Source organism: Cumulibacter manganitolerans (assembly GCF_009602465.1).
GTDB classification, from domain to species: Bacteria; Actinomycetota; Actinomycetes; order Mycobacteriales; family Antricoccaceae; genus Cumulibacter; species Cumulibacter manganitolerans.
The window spans coordinates 58338-77525 of record NZ_WBKP01000010.1 but is presented as its reverse complement, the minus strand read 5'-3'; the positions used below and the strand labels follow the sequence as shown (position 1 = coordinate 77525).

At 71.2% G+C, this 19188-nt stretch carries 15 protein-coding genes; 5 read left to right on the top strand and 10 right to left on the bottom strand.

Annotated elements, in window-relative coordinates:
* Positions 1-10 precede the first annotated feature (10 nt).
* Entirely contained in the window at positions 11-892 is an 882-nt protein-coding gene (locus F8A92_RS05920) for an AAA family ATPase (RefSeq protein ID WP_153504228.1), read from the bottom strand.
* A gap of 69 nt (positions 893-961) precedes the next feature.
* Positions 962-2230, bottom strand: a complete 1269-nt coding sequence (locus tag F8A92_RS05915; protein ID WP_153504227.1) for an MFS transporter — start codon at positions 2228-2230, stop codon at positions 962-964.
* A 353-nt stretch (positions 2231-2583) separates the two neighbouring features.
* On the opposite strand from F8A92_RS05915, the gene F8A92_RS05910 reads away from it, so the two are divergent.
* The gene (locus tag F8A92_RS05910) at positions 2584-2736 is read left to right on the top strand and encodes a hypothetical protein (protein ID WP_153504226.1); all 153 of its coding nucleotides are present in this window, start codon (positions 2584-2586) and stop codon (positions 2734-2736) included.
* A gap of 230 nt (positions 2737-2966) precedes the next feature.
* Here the strand turns inward: F8A92_RS05910 and F8A92_RS05905 are convergent, their stop codons facing one another.
* From F8A92_RS05905 to F8A92_RS05895, 3 genes are read right to left on the bottom strand one after another with little or no spacing between them, the layout of a single operon-like run.
* Positions 2967-4115, bottom strand: a complete 1149-nt coding sequence (locus F8A92_RS05905) for an acyl-CoA dehydrogenase family protein (protein ID WP_153504225.1) — start codon at positions 4113-4115, stop codon at positions 2967-2969.
* 16 nt (positions 4116-4131) lie between these two features.
* Positions 4132-6264 (bottom strand): ATP-binding protein, encoded by a 2133-nt coding sequence (locus F8A92_RS05900; protein WP_228389250.1) that lies wholly within the window; start codon positions 6262-6264, stop codon positions 4132-4134.
* Between the two features lie 5 nt (positions 6265-6269).
* Positions 6270-7877, bottom strand: a complete 1608-nt coding sequence (locus F8A92_RS05895) for a carboxyl transferase domain-containing protein (protein ID WP_153504224.1) — start codon at positions 7875-7877, stop codon at positions 6270-6272.
* Positions 7878-7943: 66 nt separating this feature from the next.
* On the opposite strand from F8A92_RS05895, the gene F8A92_RS05890 reads away from it, so the two are divergent.
* From F8A92_RS05890 to F8A92_RS05880, 3 genes are all read left to right on the top strand, one after another.
* Positions 7944-8573: a TetR/AcrR family transcriptional regulator gene (locus tag F8A92_RS05890; protein WP_153504223.1), complete on the top strand. Its 630-nt coding sequence runs from the start codon at positions 7944-7946 to the stop codon at positions 8571-8573.
* A gap of 73 nt (positions 8574-8646) precedes the next feature.
* On the top strand, positions 8647-10257 hold the full coding sequence (locus F8A92_RS05885) for an AMP-binding protein (protein ID WP_153504222.1): 1611 nt from the start codon (positions 8647-8649) through the stop codon (positions 10255-10257).
* Positions 10258-10435: 178 nt separating this feature from the next.
* Positions 10436-11746, top strand: coding sequence for an MFS transporter (locus tag F8A92_RS05880; protein WP_194291376.1), 1311 nt, complete (start codon positions 10436-10438; stop codon positions 11744-11746).
* 27 nt (positions 11747-11773) lie between these two features.
* Here F8A92_RS05880 and F8A92_RS05875 read toward each other — a convergent pair whose 3' ends face one another.
* The 3 genes from F8A92_RS05875 to F8A92_RS05865 form a co-directional block, all read right to left on the bottom strand.
* The gene (locus F8A92_RS05875) at positions 11774-12919 is read right to left on the bottom strand and encodes a YihY/virulence factor BrkB family protein (protein WP_228389243.1); all 1146 of its coding nucleotides are present in this window, start codon (positions 12917-12919) and stop codon (positions 11774-11776) included.
* 79 nt (positions 12920-12998) lie between these two features.
* Positions 12999-13781 carry a glucose 1-dehydrogenase gene (locus F8A92_RS05870; protein WP_153504220.1) on the bottom strand — a complete coding sequence of 261 codons (783 nt, stop codon included), beginning with the start codon at positions 13779-13781 and terminating at the stop codon, positions 12999-13001.
* 170 nt (positions 13782-13951) lie between these two features.
* Complete coding sequence (locus F8A92_RS05865) at positions 13952-15079, bottom strand: citrate/2-methylcitrate synthase (protein WP_153504219.1); 1128 nt, start codon at positions 15077-15079, stop codon at positions 13952-13954.
* Between the two features lie 54 nt (positions 15080-15133).
* On the opposite strand from F8A92_RS05865, the gene F8A92_RS05860 reads away from it, so the two are divergent.
* A complete protein-coding gene (locus tag F8A92_RS05860) occupies positions 15134-16222 on the top strand; it encodes a citrate/2-methylcitrate synthase (protein ID WP_153504218.1) in 1089 nt (362 codons plus the stop codon).
* 97 nt (positions 16223-16319) lie between these two features.
* Here F8A92_RS05860 and F8A92_RS05855 read toward each other — a convergent pair whose 3' ends face one another.
* Positions 16320-17342: a nitronate monooxygenase gene (locus tag F8A92_RS05855; RefSeq protein ID WP_153504217.1), complete on the bottom strand. Its 1023-nt coding sequence runs from the start codon at positions 17340-17342 to the stop codon at positions 16320-16322.
* 164 nt (positions 17343-17506) lie between these two features.
* Positions 17507-19102 (bottom strand): long-chain-fatty-acid--CoA ligase, encoded by a 1596-nt coding sequence (locus F8A92_RS05850; RefSeq protein ID WP_153504216.1) that lies wholly within the window; start codon positions 19100-19102, stop codon positions 17507-17509.
* Between the last annotated feature and the right edge of the window lie 86 nt (positions 19103-19188).

Genomic DNA, 19188 nt, shown 5'->3' with positions numbered 1-19188 from the left:
GGGCCGGTCCTCAGCCCGCGAGCAGCTTGTCGAGGTCGTTGGCGACGACACGCTCGGCGTCCTCGCGGTACTTCAGCACCGCGCCCAGAGACCGCGCCGCGCTCTCCGGGGTGAGCTCGCGGACGCCGAGCAGGTGCAGCGCCTGCGCCCAGTCGATCGCCTCGGCGACCCCGGGCGGCTTGAGCAGGTCGGCCGCGCGCAGCCGGCCGACCGCGGCCGCGACCTGCCGGGACAGCGACTCGCTGACCTCGGGCAGCCGGCGCCGGATGATCTCCACCTCGCGGTCGAAGCTGGGGTGCGCGACCCAGTGGTACAGGCAGCGCCGCTTGAGGGCATCGTGCACCTCGCGGGTGCGGTTGGAGGTGATGACCGTCAGCGGCGGCGTCGTGGCCTTGATGGTGCCGAGCTCGGGGATGGTGACGGCCGACTCCGCGAGAACCTCGAGCAGGAACGCCTCGAACTCGTCGTCCGCGCGGTCGAGCTCGTCGATCAGCAGCACCGAGGGGCTGGTCTCCAGCGCCTTCAGCAGCGGCCGGGCGATCAGGAACCGGCGGTCGTACAGCTCCTGCTCGATCTCGGCGCGATCGGCGTCCGCGACCGACTCGGCGGCCCGCAGGTGCAGCATCTGGCGGGCGAAGTCCCAGTCGTACAGCGCCTGGGAGGCGTCGATCCCCTCGTAGCACTGCAGCCGGATCAGCTCGGCGTCCAGCACCTGGGCCAGCGCCTGCGCGAGCGCGGTCTTGCCGACGCCGGCGTCCCCCTCGAGGAACAGCGGGCGCCCCATGCGCAGCGCGAGGAACGCGGCGGTGGCCAGTCCCTCGTCCGCGATGTAGTCGGTCGAGTCGAGGGCGTCAGCGAGCGCCTGCGGATCGTCGTACTGCTTCATCGACATCCCGTGCACCTTCCAAGTGGGAACTGGCTCAGTGTATGCACGCCGCGCGACGCCGCCGACGGGAACGGCTCAGCCGGCGATCTCGGCCTGCGGGACACCGGGGGCCGGCGCGTCGACGAGGCTGGCGGCGAGCCGGTCGGCGGTGCGGCGGACCGAGCCGTGCCGCAGCCGAGGGCTCGCCACGAGGGCGATCAACGCGGCGAGGACGGCGGCGCCGGCGGGCACCCAGAAGCTGAACCGGGCGCCGTGCTGGTCGATGAGCGATCCGGCCGCCGAGGCGCCGATGGTGACGCCGAGGACGAGCGCGGTGGTCGACCAGGTGAGCGCCTCGGTCAGCGCGACGGCGGGCACGATCCGCTCGATCAGCACGGTCGCGGAGATCAGCAGCGGCGCGATCGCGAAGCCCGCGATGAAGATGAGCACGCCGCACATCACCAGGTTGCCGGCCAGCAGCAGCAGCGGCGCGAGCAGCCCGAACAGGCATGCCGCAACCACGAACTGGCCGCCGATCGAGCGCCGGAAGGTGATGACGCCGAAGGCCAGGCCGGCGATCAGGCTGCCCGCGGCGTACGCCGCGAGGATCAGCCCGGCCGCGGCCTTGCTGCCGGCCTCGTCGGCGAACGCGACGACCGTGACGTCGATGGCGCCGAAGGCCGTGCCGCAGCAGCAGAACACCAGCGCCACGGCCAGCAGTGACGGCGTCAGCAGGCGCCGCGAGGGGAGGGACGCGGCGTGGCGGCCGGTGCCAGGTGGCTCCGTCGAGCGCTGGGCGGTGAACAGCCAGCCGCCGGCGAGCAGCAGCACGGCGGCGACGACGACTCCGGCGTACGGCGCGACGCCGGTGGCGAGGAAGGTCGCCAGCGGCGGTCCGATGATGAACACCACCTCGTCGACCGACGACTCCCAGCTGAAGGCGCGCTGCTGCAGGGACCGGTCCTTCAGCACGTAGACCCACCGGGCGCGGACCATCGAGCCGATCGATGGACCGAGACCGCCGCCGAGCGCGGCGAGCACGAACCAGGTCCAGACCGGCCACTGCAGGGTGACGGCCAGGGCCAGCAGCAGCCAGGAGACGGCGCCGGCGACGATGACCGGGCGGGCCACCTTGGCCTGGCCGTAGCGGTCGACCAGCCGCGCGGTCTGCGGCATGATCGCGGCGCCCGCGAGCGCGGCGACCGCCGAGACGTTGCCGGCCAGGCCGTAGCTGCCGCTCTGCGCGGAGACCAGCATGACGGCGGCGAGGCCGAACTGGCTGATCGGCATGCGGGCGACGAAGCCGGCGGCACTGAACGCCTTGGTTCCGGGAGCGCGGAAAAGCACGCTGTACGACCTGAGCACGGCCGGGATCTCCTGCGAGCCTCGTGGGCGGCGTACCCCGCGATGCGGGTGACGGGTCGACCGTCGTCCGGCGCGACCCCTCCAGGCTACGGATCGAGGCAACCGGATTCGCTGCGGGGTGGCGACCCGACCGGTCTTCCGCGGATTGTTGAACGGTCACCTAGACGGGCGGCGATACCGAGATATCGACATCCACTCGACTGTCTTGGCCGAAGATATGTCGGAGAGTGCGGCACTTCACCTAAATATCGATGGCATCGCTTCTCGCGGGAGCGCATAATGGTTGTATCGCCAACGGGAGTTGAGGCCCGGCGGCGATGACCTCCGCAACTTCCCACCAAGGAGCCCGCACGATGTCCGCCATCACCAGCCGCTGGACCGCCCACCGCGCCGCCGTCCGCGGCCGCCGCGAGATCGCCAAGGCGATCCAGGGCGCGAACGCCGAGACGGTGCGCCTGGAGCTGCTGGCCATCGCCAGCCGCACCGGCACGCACCTCGGGCGCTGACCCGCACCGACGAAGAAAAGGCTCGACCCAGGAGGGTCGAGCCTTTTGCGTTGCTCAGCCGCGTTGTTCGGCGCCGACGTCCGGCCGCGACGTCCGGCGAGTGCCCGGCGCGATGCGGTGGCTTACGCCCCGGTCTGCCGTGATGCGGTGGGTTCTACCCCGCTATCGGCCCGATAGCGGGGTACAACCCACCGCGTCAGGTGGGTACAACCCACCGCGTCAGGGGTGGGCTAGAGGCCGAGCTGGCGGCCGATCAGCATCAGCTGCACCTCGGTGGTGCCCTCGCCGATCTCCAGGATCTTCGAGTCGCGGTAGTGCCGCGACACCACGTACTCGTTCATGAAGCCGTAGCCGCCGTGGATCTGCGTGGCGTCGCGCGCGTTGTCCATCGCCGCCTCGGAGGCGACCATCTTGGCGATCGCCGCCTCCTTCTTGAACGGCTTGCCCGAGAGCATCTTCGCCGCCGCCGCGTAGTACGCCGCCCGCGCGGTCCAGGCGCGCGCCTCCATCCGGGCGAGCTTGAACTCGATCGCCTGGTACTTGCCGATCGGCTGGCCCATCGACTTGCGCTCGCGCGCGTAGCGGACGCTCTCGTCGACGCAGCCCTGCGCGGCACCCACCGCCAGCGCCGCGATCGCGATCCGGCCCTCGTCGAGGATCCGCAGGAACTGCGCGTAGCCGCGGCCGCGCTCGCCGAGCAGGTTCTCCTCCGGCACGATCACGTCGTCGAAGCTCAGCGGGTGGGTGTCGGAGGCGTTCCAGCCGACCTTGTTGTACGCCGGCTCGGCGGTGAAGCCGTCCGCGGGCGTCGGGATCATGATCGCCGAGATCTCCTTCGAGCCGCCCTCGCGGACGCCGGTGACGGCGGTGACGGTGACCAGGCCGGTGATGTCGGTGCCCGAGTTGGTGATGAACTGCTTGCTGCCGTTGATCCGCCAGTGCCCGTCCTCGAGGACGGCGGTCGTCTTGGTGCCGCCGGCGTCGGATCCGGCCTCGGGCTCGGTGAGCCCGAACGCGCCGAGGATCTCGCCGCTGGTCAGCCGCGGCAGCCACTCCTGCTTCTGGGCGTCGGTGCCGAACAGGTAGACCGGCATCGTGCCCAGCGAGCAGCCCGCCTCGAGGGTGATCGCGACGGACTGGTCGACGCGGGCGAGCTCCTCGAGGGCGAGGCACAGCGTGAAGTAGTCGCCACCCATCCCGCCGTACTCCTCCGGGAACGGCAGCCCGAACAGGCCGAGCTCGCCCATCTGCGCGACGACGTCGTACGGGAACGTCTTGGTCTCGTCGTGGTGCTGCGAGACCGGGCGCACGACCTCGTTCGTGAACCGCTCGACGGTGCGGCGCAGCTCTTCCTGCTCGGCGGAAAGGGTGGTGTCCATGGTCGTGCTCCTGCGGTTACTTCTCGGTGGTGGGTTCGACGGTCATCAGCAGCTGGTCGACGACGACCTGGGTGCCGGTGCCCGCGGTGAGGCCGCGGACGGTGCCGGCGACCGGGGCCTTCAGGACGTGCTCCATCTTCATCGCCTCGACGACGATGAGCGGCTCGCCCGCGGCGACCTCGGCGTCGTTCTCGGTGTGCACGGCGATGACGGTGCCGGGCATCGGCGAGCGCACTTCGCCGCCCGCGGCGCCGCCGTGGCCGCCGAGCTCCTGCTCGGGCGAGAGCCGCGGCACGACGTACGTGCCGACGCCCTCGACCCACATCCACGCCTCGCTGTCGCCGACCTCGGCGACGTAGTCGCGTCGGAGCCCGTCGATCTCGATGGTCTCGGGGTACTGGGCGGCGAGCACGTGCACGGTCTCGTCGCCGACCGTGATGTCCAGCTCGGCCTCGTCGTCGGTGACGCGGGTGGGCAGCGCGTACAACGCGACCTTGTCGCCGCCGGGTCCTCGCGCGGCCCAGTGCATCGGGACGGGGGCACGTCCGGGACGCCAGCCGGTGATCGACTCCCACGGGTCGTCGGCGTACGGCCGGCCCGCCGCCTCGCGCGCGAACAGGTCGGCCGCGGCGGCGAGATAGATCTCGCGCGGGACCGGCCGGCCGACCAGGCTGTCGAGGTCGCGGCCGACCAGGCCGGTGTCCAGGTCGCCGGAGCGCACCTTCGGGTGCGCGATCAGCGCGCGCAGGAAGTTCACGTTGGTGACGACGCCGAATACCGTGTAGCGGGCGAGCGCCCGGTCCAGCCGATCGAGGGCGTCGGCGCGGTCGTGCCCGTGCACGATGACCTTGGCGATCATCGGGTCGTACGTCGTGGCGACCTGCAGGTCCTCGATCAGCGCCGAGTCGACCCGCACGCCGTCGAACGTGGGGTCCTCCGGCCAGGTGCTCCCCTCGTCGGCGGCTGCCACCGGGTCGAAGCTGAAGAAGCCGGCCTGTCCCGCCGCGTCGTCCGCGTGAAAGCGCGCGATGGTGCTGTCGTCGCTCTCATCGAGGTAGGTCACGGTGCCGCCGGTCGGCAGGAAGTCGCGGTCCGGGTTCTCGGCGTACACCCGCGCCTCGATGGCGTGCCCGCGCAGCTCGACGTCGTCCTGCTGGATCTGCAGCTCGTGGCCGGCCGCCACGAGCACCTGCTGCTCGACGAGGTCGAAGCCGGTGACCAGCTCGGTGACCGGGTGCTCGACCTGCAGGCGGGTGTTCATCTCCATGAAGAAGAACTCGTCGGGCCGATCGGCGCTGACGATGAACTCGACCGTCCCGGCGCCGGAGTAGGCGACGGCGGCCGCGGTGTCCACGGCGGCCTTGCCGATCCGCTCGCGGGTCGCCGCGTCGAGCAGCGCGGACGGCGCCTCCTCGATGATCTTCTGATGCCGGCGCTGCAGCGAGCACTCGCGCTCGCCGAGGTGGATGGTGTGGCCGTGCGAGTCGGCGAGCACCTGGACCTCGATGTGGCGGGGATCCTTGACGAACCGCTCGAGGAACAGTGTGTCGTCGCCGAAGGACGACGCGGCCTCGCGGCGCGCCGACGCGATCGACGAGCGCAGGTCGTCCTCGCGCTCGACGAGGTACATGCCCTTGCCGCCGCCGCCGGCGGACGGCTTGATGAGCACCGGGAAGCCGACCTCGAGCGCGGCGTCGTAGAGGTCGTCGTCGGTCATGCCGGGCTCCGAACGCCCCGGCACGACCGGTACGCCGGCCTTCGAGACGGTGAGCTTGGCGGAGATCTTGTCGCCCATGGTCTCGATCGCCTCGGGGGAGGGGCCGATGAAGGTGATGCCGGCGTCGCGGCACGCCTTGGCGAACTCGGCGTTCTCGGCGAGGAAGCCGTAGCCGGGGTGGATGGCCTGCGCGCCCGTGCTCTGCGCCGCCGCGATCACCTTGGCGATGTCGAGGTAGGACTCGCGGGCGTTCGTCGGCCCGAGGTGCACCGCCTCGCCGGCCTCGCGGACGTGCTTCGCGCCGGCGTCGGCATCGGAGTAGACCGCGACGCTCTGGATGCCCATGTCGTGCAGGGTGCGGATGATGCGGCACGCGATCTCGCCGCGATTGGCGATCAGAACCTTGGAGAACATCTGCTGCTCGCTTTCCATCGCGATCACATCCGGAAGATGCCGTAGGAGGGATCCTCGAGCGGCGTGCGGGACGCGGCGCCCAGCGCGAGGCCCAGGACCATCCGTGTGTCGAGCGGGTCGATGATGCCGTCGTCCCAGATCCGGGCCGTCGAGTAGTAGGCGTTGCCCTGGTCGAGGTACTGCTGGCGGATCGGTGCCTTGAACGCCTCTTCGTCCTCGGCCGACCACTCACCGCCCTTGCTCTCGATCGTGTCGCGGCGGACGGTCGACAGCACCGAGGCGGCCTGCTCGCCGCCCATCACCGAGATCTGCGCGGCGGGCCACATCCATAGGAAGCGTGGGGAGTACGCCCGCCCGCACATGCCGTAGTTCCCGGCGCCGAACGAGCCGCCGATGACGACGGTGAACTTCGGGACGCGCGCGGTCGCGACGGCGTTGACCATCTTCGCGCCGTTCTTGGCGATGCCGCCCGCTTCGTACTCGCGGCCCACCATGAAGCCGGTGATGTTCTGCAGGAACAGCAGCGGGATCCGCCGGCGGTCGCACAGCTGGATGAAGTGCGCGGCCTTCAGCGCCGACTCGCTGAACAGGATGCCGTTGTTGCCGATGACGCCGACCGGGTGCCCGAAGATGCGCGCGGTGCCGGTGACCAGCGTCGAGCCGTACTCCTTCTTGAACTCGTCGAAATGCGACCCGTCGACCATCCGCGCGATCACCTCGCGCACGTCGTAGGGCGTCCGCGAGTCGGCGGGGATGACGCCGTACAGCGTCTCGGGGTCGACCGCCGGCGGCTCCGCGGCCGCGACGTCCCACTGCCGCTCGCCGCGCGGGCCGAGGTTGGCCACGATGGAGCGCAGGATCTGCAGCGCGTGCTCGTCGTTCTCCGCAAGGTGGTCGGTGACGCCGGAGCGCTTGGAGTGCAGGTCGCCGCCGCCGAGGTCCTCGGCGGTGACGATCTCGCCGGTGGCCGCCTTCACCAGCGGCGGGCCGCCGAGGAAGATCGTGCCCTGGTTGCGCACGATGACGGCCTCGTCGGCCATCGCCGGGACGTAGGCGCCGCCGGCCGTGCACGAGCCCATGACCGCGGCGAGCTGCGGGATGCCTTGCGCCGACATGGTCGCCTGGTTGTAGAAGATGCGGCCGAAGTGCTCGCGGTCGGGGAAGACCTCGTCCTGCTTGGGCAGGAACGCGCCGCCGGAGTCGACGAGGTAGATGCACGGCAGCTGGTTCTGCAGCGCGACCTCCTGGGCGCGCAGGTGCTTCTTGACCGTCACCGGGTAGTAAGTGCCGCCCTTGACGGTCGCGTCGTTGGCGACGATCACGCACTCCCGACCGGATACCCGGCCGACGCCGGTGATGATCCCCGCACCGGGCGCCTCGTCGTCGTACATGCCGGTCGCGGCCAGCGGCGAGAGCTCCAGGAACGGCGAGCCGGGATCGAGCAGGTGGTTCACCCGGTCGCGCGGCAGCAGCTTGCCGCGCCCGATATGCCGCTCCTTGCTCGCCGGCGAACCGCCGTCCGCCGCGGCGATGTCGGCGCGCAGCCGCTCGACCAGGCCGCGCTGGTGCGCCGCGTTGGCACGGAACTGCTCACTGGTCGCGTCGAGCTGGCTGGTCAGCCTGGAACGCATGCGAACCCCCGGTCATTTGGGTTAGTTAATGTTCACTAACTGAGAATTTAGCGTACGGTTGGTGCCGTGTCCAGAGCCAAGCCTGCCGCCCCGCCGCCCTCCGGGGCAACCGCCGGCGCCGCAAGGCCGAGCGCGCGCACGCTGCAGAAGGCCGAGCGCACCGACCTGCTGCTCAGCGAGGCGGCGCGGCTGTTCGCGGCCAAGGGGTTCCGCGGCGTGTCGCTGGAGGAGATCGCGTCGGCGGTCGGCATCAGCGGTCCCGCGCTCTATCGACATTTCTCGAACAAGCAGGCGATCCTCGCCGCGGTGCTGGGCGACGTCTCCACGCGGCTGCTCGAGGGCGGACGCCGGCGGGTGGCCGCCCACGCCGACCCTCGCGAGGCGCTGATCGCGCTGATCGACTTCCACGCCGACTTCGCGCTCGGGGAGACCGACCGCATCCGCGTGCACAACCGCGACCTGCGCACGCTGGAGGACGAGGCCTCCGACGCCGTACGCCGTACCCAGCGCGACTACGTCGAGCTGTGGGTCGACCAGCTCGTGCGGCTGGGCGAGCCGGACCGCGCGGCGGCGCGGCTGAAGGCGCAGGCCGCGATCGGCCTGCTCAACTCCACTCCCCATAGCGTGCGCCACGGCGATCCCGCGCGGGTCAAGCCGGTGCTGGAACGGATGACGCTCGCCGCACTGCTTGCCTGAGCCGACGGCCTGCGGAGTAGCGTCCGAACGGCGGAGCCGGATCCATACGAAGCGGCCGACGACTGGAGGTCTCATGGGCGAGCTACCACCGATCGAACGACGCACTCTCGGGCACGCGTACGACCGCGCAGTGGCCTCGGGAGCCGACCGCGTCGCGCACGTCGCCGAGGGCCGGGAGTGGACCTTCGGCCAGAGCCGCGACCGGGCGCTCGCGATCTCGGCCGGGCTCGCGGGGCTCGGTGTGGGCCGCCAGCAGCCGGCGGCGCTGCTGCTCGACAACTCCATCGACTACGCGCACGCGTGGACCGGCATCGGCCTCGGCGCGCAGGTCGAGGTACCGATCAACACCGCCTACAAGGGCAGCTTCCTCTCGCACATCCTCAACGACTCCGGCTCGACGGTAATCGTGATCGAGGACCACTACGTCGACGCGCTGGCGAAGGTGGCCGTCGACCTGCAGACGCTGCGCTCGGTCGTCGTCCGCGGCGACGTGCGGGCCGCCGACGGCCTCCGCTCGGCGTACCGGGTGGTCGAGCTCGACGAGATCGCCGCCGCCGAACCGCGCGAGGTCGCTCCCGCGCGTGCCGACGAGCACCTGGGCTACTTGTACACCTCGGGCACGACCGGGCCGTCCAAGGGCGTGCTCACCTCCCAGGCGCACGCCTACACCTACGCCTCGCGCGAGGACATCGGCGGGCTGGGCCGCGAGGACACGGTGCTGGTGCAGCTGCCGATGTTCCACCTCGCCGGGCAGTGGTACGGCTGCTACCAAGCCCTGATCCACGAGGCCAAGGCGGTCATCGAGCCGGCGTTCTGGGCGTCCGGCTTCTGGGACACGGTGCGCGAGCACGACGTGACCTACACGATCCTGCTGGGCGCGATGGCGGAGATCCTGCAGCAGCAGCGGCCCAAGCCGGACGACGCCGACAACCCGCTGCGCACGGTGCCGATGGCGCCGCTGGCCAGCGATGTCCGCGCCTTCTGCGAGCGGTTCGGGGTGCAGGCCAACGCCGTGTACGGGATGACCGAGATCGGCGCGGTCCTGATGGGCGGCTACCAGACGCTGAAGCCCGGCGAGGCGGGACAGCCCCGCAGCAACGTCACCCTGCGGATCGTCGATGCGGACGGCGCCGAGGTGCCGGCCGGCCAGGTGAGCGAGCTGTGGGTCAAGCCCAAGGAGCCGCTGACCGTGTTCTCGGGCTATCACAACCTGCCCGAGAAGACCGCCGAGACGATCGTCGACGGCTGGGTGCACACCGGGGACGCCTTCTGGCGGGACGAGGACGGCCACTACTACTTCGCCGACCGGATCAAGGACGCGCTGCGCCGGCGGGGCGAGAACGTCTCGTCGTTCGAGGTCGAGAAGGTCATCAACTCGCATCCGAAGGTTCTCGAGAGCGCGGTCGTCGCCGTCCCGTCGGAGCTCTCGGAGGACGAGATCAAGGCGGTCGTCGTGCCGCGCGAGGGCGAGGAGCTCGACCCCGTCGAGCTCACCGAGTTCCTCATCGACCGGATGCCGTACTTCATGGTGCCGCGCTACCTGGAGACGGTCGACGAGCTGCCGAAGACGCCGACCCAGAAGATCCAGAAGCACGAGCTGCGCACCCGCGGCCTCAGCGGCGACGTCTGGGACCGCGAGGCCGCCGGAATCGTCCTCGGCAAGCACGGCCGGCGCAACGCATGACCGAGGCGAGGTGCGTCTGGCGGGAGCGCTCGGGCTCGGTACCGAGGGAGTGGGGCGGGGTGCTCCGGAGTGAGGCTGGATGGGTCTGGCGGGAGCGTCCGGTGCGACGGGCGTCGAGGGAGTGGGGCGGGGTGCTCCGGAGTGAGGCTGGATGGGTCTGGCGGGAGCACTCGGCCGGATGACGCAACCTGACGGACGGGGGCGAGGGCCGAGTGCGGATGGGGGCCGAACGGAGGAGCACCCCGCACCAGGACCGACGCGACCACAACCGACGCAGCCACAACCGACGCAACCACAACCGACGCAAGCACGACCGAAGCAGCAGAACCGGCTCGGGTTCCTCGTCTCGACCGCCACGCTGGTCACCGCCTTCGCCGGCTCGTCCAGCGTCATCCCGCTGTACAACACGTACCGCGCCGAGAACGGCCTGACCAACGCCGACGTCGCGCTGACCGTCGTCGTGTACTTCGTCGGCACGATGACCGCGCTCCTCGTGCTCGGCCGGATCTCGAACTACGTCGGACGTCGCCGGGCCGCGATGCTGACGCTGGCGCTGGTGGCGGCCGGCTGCGTCGTGCTGCTCAACGTGACCAGCGTGCTGCAGGTGGCGATTGGTCGTGGCCTGATGGGTCTGGGGTGCGGCGTCGCGACGAGCGCGGTGATGGCGTACATCGTCGACACCGCGCCGACGCGTCCCGTCTGGCTCGCCGCGGTCGTGACCAGCCAGTCGCCGCTGCTGGGGCTGACGATCGGCGGATTGGCCGCGGGCGCCCTGATCGAGTACGGGCCGTATCCCCGGGACACCATCTACGTCTGCGTGCTGGTGCTGATCGTCGGCTGCTTCGTCGGGCTGCTGTTCTGCCCGGAGACGATCGAGCGACGCCCGGGGGTGCTGCGGTCGTTGCGCCCGCAGGTGCAGATCCCGAAGCAGCCGGCCCGGATCCTGTGGGTGGCCCTCGCGATCTTCATCGCGACGTGGGCGATGGGGGGCTACTTCCAGTCCTTCAGCCCGACCATCAGCCGCGACCAGCTCGGCACGTCGAACGCCGTGGTGATGGCCCTGGTCTACGCCTCGTACATGGCGCCGAGCGTGATCGGTGGACCCGCCGGCGGCCGGTACTCGCCGGCGTCCGCGCAGCGCATCGGCATGGGGATCTTCCTCGCGGGGATGGCGCTGCTGGTCGGCGGCCTCGTCACGCAGTCCGTCCTGGTCGTGCTGCTCGGCGGCTGCACCGCCGGCTTCGCGCAGGGCATGGCCGGCTCGGCCACCATCCGCGTGCTGCTGACCGACCTGGAGTCGGCCGACCGGGCGCCGGTGCTGGCCGCGACCTACCTCGCCTCGTACGGCGGCGCCATGGTGCCCAGCCTGATCGCGGGTCAGCTGACGAAGGTGTACGGGATCGTGCAGATCAGCAGCGGGTACCTCGTGCTGGCGCTGCTCGCCACCGGGCTGACGTTCGCGGCGGCCCGGAACGTGGCGCGCTCCTGACGCCCGACGCGGCGCCGGCGGTCAGGGCTACCCGACGCGGCCGGTGACCCGGCGCGGCGGGTGGAACTCGAGCAGCGCGTTGTTGAACTGCGCGCCGATGATGATCGCCATCGAGGCGAAGTAGTAGAACAGCAGGAACGTGATCGGGGTGGCGAGCGCGCCGTAGGTCAGGCCGTGGGAGTAGACGTACGAGAGGTAGATGCGCAGCCCGATCGACAGCACGATGAACAGGACGGCGGACAGCACCGCGCCGGGCAGCCCCCGCTTCCACGGGTGGCGGTGCTTGGGGGCGACCTTGTACAGGGTCGCGACGAGCAGGATCAGCAGGAGCAGCACGGCCGGGAAGTAGCTGATCCGGATCGCCAGCTCGACGTTGTCCTGCAGGTCGCTCGGGAACAGCCCGACGAGGTAGTCCGGGCCGATCGCCAGCAGCGGCAGCAGCACGATGCCGAACAGCAGCGCGACCAGGTACAGCCCCAGTGCGAAGAACCGCTCGCGCACCGGGTGGCGCACCTCGTGCTGGTTGTAGGCGATGGTGATCGACTCGACGAACGCCGCCATCGCCGACGAGCCCGCCCACAGGCTGATCACCAGGCCGACCGAGACGACGCTGCCCTGGTTGTTCAGGATCTGGTCGACGGCACTGCCGATCAGGTTGTCGGCGACCTCCTTGTTGAAGATGTTGTTCAGCAGGAGGTCGATCTGGGCCCGTACCGCGGTGAGCGCCGAGGGGTCGATCCATCGCAGGATCGGCCCGAGCAGCCCGAGCAGCGCGAGCAGCATCGGCGCGGTGGACAACGCGCACCAGAACGCCGCCTGCGAGCTCATCCCGAACAGCGAGTCGTCCCACGCCTTGGACGCCGTCCGCCCGAGGACCCGTCGCCACTTGTGCTCGACCGGGCCGTGCTCGGTGGGATCCGGCCCCCGTTCGGGGGCGTGCCAGCGAGCGCGTCCCTCGTCCGACGTCGTCGGCCGCGGGCGCCGACGTCGCCGCCGCGACACCGCGGCGTCGTCCTCCCTCCCGGCCGTCTGCGGACCGGTGGCCTCCCGACCGGGCTCGCCCGCGACACCGGCGCCGGGAACGTCGCCGGGCAGGTCGTCCGCGGGCTCGGGGCCGACGCCGGCCGGCCGGTCGGCTCGCGCTACGGGGTCGCCGGGGGAGTCGGTGGTCACCAGACCACAAGTACCACTAGCGAGGGTGATCGCCGCTGAGCCACGTCGAGCCCCCGGGTCTCGGTCGAGCGGTACGGGCCTACAGTCCCGGACCGCTCTGCATGATCGCTCCGTCGGCGAAGATCGTGGAGCCGGTGATGTAGCGGGCGGCGTCGGAGGCGGCGAAGACGACGACGTCCGCGATCTCCTCCGGTGTCGCGATGCGTCGCAGCGGGATGGAGTCCTCCAGGGCCTTCTTCTTGGCGGCGTCCGAGGTGGTCTGCTTGTTGATCGGCGTATCGACGGCGCCCGGCGCCACGTTCACGAACCGGACGCCCTGCGGGCCGAGCTCGACCGCGGCGTTGCGGGTGAGCATCCGCATGCCGCCCTTGCTCACGCAGTACGCGTTGTTCCCGGCCATCGGCCAGTCCTCGTGGACCGAGGAGATGTTCACGACGACGCCCCCGCCGCCCTGCGCGAGGAACTGCTTGGCGGCGAGCTGCGAGCCGAAGTACGGGCCTTTCACGTTGATCGCCATCAGCTTGTCGTAGTCCTCCTCGGTCGTCTCCAGCAGTGACTGCCGGGTCTCGATGCCGGCGTTGTTCACCAGGACGTCGAGGCGCCCGTACCGTTCGACGGCCGTGTCGACGAGCCGCTGCAGATCGGTGATCTTCGAGACGTCCGCCTCGACCGTCGTCACGGCCTCGGCCCCGCCGCTCTCGGCCTGCTGCTCGATCTGCGCGGCAAGGTCGGGATGGACGACGTAGTCGAGCACCACCCGTGCTCCGGCGCGTACCGCCGCCAGGGTGATCGCGGCGCCGATGCCGGTGTTGCCGCCGGTCACGATCATGGTCTTGCCGTCGAGTGCTCGGGGGGCGTTCATACCTCGTCCTCTTCCTGCCGGTGAGTGGGAGACGTGCTCGGGGTCACCTCTCCCATGTTGCCGCAGATCGGGTCGTTGCGCAGCAGCATGGATCGACGGAGTTCAAGATGCCTACCTGTGCATGCCAGACGCTGCACAGGTAGGCATGTTGAACACGGCGCGCGGCGCCGCTAGTGCAGCGGGCCGGTGTAGCGGGCAATCGGGCGGATGATCTTGCCCTGCGCCGCCTGCTCGTCGACGTTCGCCGCCCAGCCGACGGCGCGCGCGACGGCGAACGTCGGCGTGAACATCCGCGGCGGCAGCCCGGCGAGGGAGATCGCGACTCCGGCATAGAACTCGACGTTCGCGTACAGCGCCGTGCCCGGCTTCAGCTCCGCGAGCGCTCGCTCGATCGCCGTCTCCGTCGCGATCGCGCGCCGCACCAGGTCGTCGTCGTACGGCGCGAGGAGCCGCTTGAGCAGCTCGGCGCGCGGGTCGTGGGTGCGGTAGACGGCGTGCCCGAAGCCCATGATCTTGGCGCCGGCCGCGATCTGCCGACGGACCCACGGGTCGGTGTTCGCCGGGTCGCCGATCTCGTCGAGCGCCTGCAGCGCGCGGTCCGGCGCGCCGCCGTGCAGGGGGCCGAGGAACGCGCCGATCGCCGCGACGATGCACGAGGCGACGTCCGAACCGGACGACGCGACGACCCGCGCAGTGAACGTCGAGTTGTTGAACCCGTGGTCGACGGTCGCGATCAGGTACTGCTCGATGAGCCGTGCCAGCGCGGCATTCGGGGCCTCTCCGGTCGCCATCCGCAGGTAGTCGGTGGCATGGCCCAGCGACGGGTCGGCAGCGAGCGGCTCGAGGCCCTGCGATCGGCGGTACGCCGCGGCGAGGATGGTCGGAGCCACGGCCGCGATCCGCAGCAGGTCCCCGGCTCGCTGCTCGGGCGACAGGTCGTACGTCGCCCGCATCGGCTGCAGGGCGCCGAGCGCGCTGAGGCAGGTCCGCAGCACGTGCAGCGGATTGGCGTGTGCGTCGGCGAGCTGCGCGATCAGCGGGCCGAGCTCGGGCGGCAGTGCCCGCAGCCGGCCGACCTCGGCGGTGAAGGTGGCCAGCTCGTCGCTCCCGTCCTCCGGCAGGCGGTGGTGTGCCATGAGGAACCACACCTGCTCGAAGCTGCAGCGCTCCGCGAGCCGGACGGCGTCGTACCCGCGGTAATGGAACCGGCCTTCGTCGCCGCGCACATCGCCGACCTCCGTGTCGGTCACGATCACGTTCTTGAGGCCGCGTGGGACCTCGATGGCAGTGGTAGTCATACGCCGAGTCTCTGCGCTATTGATCAATATCGTCAATGTTGATTCACTCAACGCATGAGTGACCGATACCTGACGACGTCCGAGGCGGCCCGCCGGCTCGGGGTGAAGCCCGCGACGCTCTACGCCTACGTGAGCCGGGGCGTCCTGCGCTCGGTACGTCGTCCGGGCCAGCTGGAGTCGCTGTACGACCGCGCGGAGGTCGATGCGCTGGCGACGACGCCGTCCTCGGCGCGCCGCGAGTCGGGCGCGCTGCTGCGCTTCCGATCGGTGGTCAGCGCGGTGTCGTCGCAGGACGAGCAGCACCTGTACTACCGCGGCCGTCCGATCGCGGAGCTGTGCGGCGCACTGCCGTTCGCGGAGGCGGCCCGGCTCGTGCTCGAGGCCGCGGACGTCGACCCTGCGGTCCTGTCCGTCGACGCCGACCGTGACCTGCTCGGGCAGCTCGCCCTCAATCGTCGGCTACCGGTCGCGCTCGCGCTGCTCGGCGCGCGCGACCCGATGCGCGCCGACACCACGCCGCGGGCACTCGTGGCGCGCTCGCTGGGACTGATCGAGGTGGCGCCCCGCCTGTTCGGCGACTCGATCGACCTCGCCGACGACACCGTCCAGGCGTTGCTCGTCGCCCTGATCGACAACGGGCTCGCGGCGTCCACCACGGCTGCGCGGGTGGCGGCGTCCGCGCGGGCCGGCTGGTACGACGTGCTCTCCGCCGGGCTGGCGGCGATGGGCGGCCGGTTGCACGGCGGCGCCGCGCTGGACGCGCGGCTCGTGCTACGCGAGGCGATGACCGGCACGCCGGTGGCCGAGGTGGTCGCGCGCGCCGTCGAGGTGCACGGCCGGGTGCCCGGCTTCGGACACGTGGTCTATCGCGCAGCAGATCCGCGCGCCACGGCGCTGATCGGCGTGCTGCGCGCCCGCGGGCGAGCGGCGGCCGAGCTGCGGGCCCTCGAGCGGTTGAGCGAGGCCGTCGGGGCGCCGGTCAACGTCGACGGGGTGTCGGCGGCGATCTGCCAGGCGCGGGGGCTGCCCGACCGGGCCGGCGAGGCACTGTTCCAGCTCGCGCGGACGGTGGGGATCACCGCGCACGCAATCGAGGAGTACGCCGAGGCGCCGCTGCGCTGGCGGGCCCGCAACGACGGGTGAACGTGCGTGCTCGTCGTCGGCCCGATCGTGTGGTTCGTGAAGACCACCGGCGCGCTCAACGAGTACTGGCGCTCCGCCGCGTACTAGCGACCTCGCGTCACTCGCCGGTCAGGGCCGCCAGGATCGCCGCGGCCGGCCGGCGGGTCGCGCTCGCGTGGCCGGTGCCGGCCCACAGCGCCAGCGCGGACGCATCCGCCGCCTTCGCCGCTGCCGCGCGGATCGGCGCCGTCATGTAGTGGACGTCGGGGTAGGCGCCCGGTGCCTCGGCGTCGCCGGCCCGCATCAGCTCGTTGGCCAGCCCGCGCGCGAAACGCCCCGAGAAGGCCCGCGAGACGAGGGCCTCGGTGTACGTCCCCGCGGTCAGGGCGTCCTTGTGCGCTGCCGGCGACGAGCTCTCGTCGGCAGCCACCAGCAGGGTCCCGACCGCCACCGCGTCGGCGCCCGCCGCGAGCAGCGCCTGCACGTCGGCTGCACCTGCAACCCCGCCCGCGCCGATGATCGGCAGCGGCGACACCGCGCGCACCTTGGCGACCACCTCGGTCGCGAGCAGCGTGTTGGGCTCGACGGTCATGCTCCAGGTACCGCGGTGGCCACCGGCGTCCGCGCCCTGGACGACCAGCAGGTCGGCGGCGAGGTCCTCGGCGCGTCGCGCCTCGTCGGCGCTGGTCACGGTGAACCCGACCGCCGTGCCGGCCCGGCGCAGCTGCTGGACCACCTCGGCCGATACCGGGCCGAACGTGAAGGTGACGACGGCGACCGGATCGGCCAGCAGCAGCTCGATCTTCGCGGCGAAGTCGTCGTCGTTGAACGTCGGCCGCCCGACCTCGACGCCGAGGCGATCGGCGAACGGCGCGAGCACGTTGGCGTAGGCGGCGATCTCGTCCGCCAGCTCCTCGGAGCGGGCGTGCTGCGGCGTGAAGAGGTTCACCCCGAACGGCCGATCGGTGAGCGCCCGGGTCGCCGCGATCTGCTCTGCGAGGGCGCTGGCGGACTTGTAGCCGCCGGCGACGAACCCGAGGCCGCCGGCGTCGTTGACGGCCGCGGCGAGTTCGGGCGTCGACGAGCCGGCCATCGGCGCTCCGACGATCGGCTGGGCGAGCGAGCTGAGATCGAACGACATCCTATGCCTCCGCTTCACGACTCTCCGGTGCGCCCGCAGCGTACCGAGCGCCGGAGCCGGCGGTCATCATGACGGGGGCCACGCTCGATTTTCGCGGCGGACTCCGGTACCGGAACAAGGCCGATCCGGTACCGAAGTACGCCGCAGGTGCACCTGGGGTAGGGCTACACGGGTGCCTGATGGTCGCCGTACTGCTCGCGCAGCACGCGCTTGAGCAGCTTCCCGTTCGGGTTGCGCGGCAGGACGTCGACGAACGCCACGTCGACCGGGCACTTGTAGTGCGCGATCTGGTCGCGGCACCACGAGATGATCTCCTCGGCGGTGACGTCGGAGCCTGGCCGGCGTACGGCGATCGCGTACGGCGACTCGCCCCACTTCTCCGACGGGATGCCGATGACGGCGACCTCCGCGATGCCGGGATGGCCGCTGAGCACGCTCTCCACCTCGGCGGGGTAGACGTTCTCGGCGCCGGTCACGATCATGTCCTTGATCCGGTCGTGCAGGTAGAGGTAGCCCTCCTCGTCGAGGGACCCGCCGTCGCCGGTCGCGAACCAGCCGTCCTCGGTGAACGCCTTGGCGTTCTCCTCCGGCCGGTTCCAGTAGCCGGAGGTCACCCGCGAGCCGCGGACCCATACCTCGCCGCGCTGCCCGGTCGGCACCTCCTGGCGGGTCGCCGGATCGACGATCTTCAGCTCGACCCCGGGCAGCGGCTTGCCCACCGAGCCGACCTGGCGCTCGCGGCCCGGGGAGGGGTGGTGGTCTTCCGGCCACAGCGCGGTGACGGCCGCGGTGGTCTCGGTGAGCCCGTAGCCCTGGACCAGCTCGCAGCCCAGCACCTCGTGCGCCGCGTGGATCACCGGCAGCGGCATCGGCGCCCCGCCGTACCCGAAGGAGTGCAGGTGCGACCAGTCGGCGTCCTTCGCGCCGGGCAGCTGGGTGAGCATCTGGATGATGGTCGGGACGCCGACCGCGTGCGTGACCTTCTCCTCCAGCAGCAGGTTCATCATGTCCTGCGGCGACGTGGGCAGCCGCAGGATCAGCGTCGAGCCCTTGTTCATCGACGTCAGCGCGCTGGTCAGCCCGGTGACGTGGAAGAACGGGACCGGCGCCATCGCGATCACGTGGCCCTCGTACGCGTCGTCGACCTCCACCGACATGTTGCTGCTGAAGTTCTGCCCGCTCAGCGGGATGCCCTTGGGCAGCCCCGTCGTGCCGGAGCTGAACAGCAGCACCGCGACCTCGTCGGGCGCGGCCTCGTAGCCGGGGTCCTCGGCCGGCTGACCGGCGATGTACTCCTCGTACGACGCGGCGTCCAGCAGGCGGGCCAGCCCGGGCACCTCGTCCTGCGCGGGCGCCGCCGGCTTCTCGGCCTCGCCCACGAACAGCACCTTCGGCTCGCAGGTGCCCATCAGCGCGAGCACCTCGTTGCGCGCGAGCCGGGTGTTGATCGGCGCGGCGATCGCGCCGATCTTCGCCGCGCCGAAGACCAGCTCCATGAAGTAGTGGTTGTTGGCGCTGAAGATCGCGACGCGGTCGCCGGGCTGGACGCCGTCCGCCCGGAGGGCCTGCGCCAGCCGGCTGGAGCGCTCGTCGAGCTCGCCGTAGGTCAGCGACGTGTCGGTCTCCTTGAGCGCCACGACGTCGTCGGTGAGGCCGCGCCGCTGCCGGAGGATCCCCGCGATGTTGCGCAGCGGCTCGCCGCGCGCGCCCTCCGCGACGGGGATGTCCAGATCGGCGGACGGTTGGCGCTCTGCGGTCATTCTCGCTCCCTGTGTCGTGAGTCACTTGATTGTCTACCACGGGATCGTGTCGGGCGACCCAGAGGGACCGGACGTCCCGGGATGCG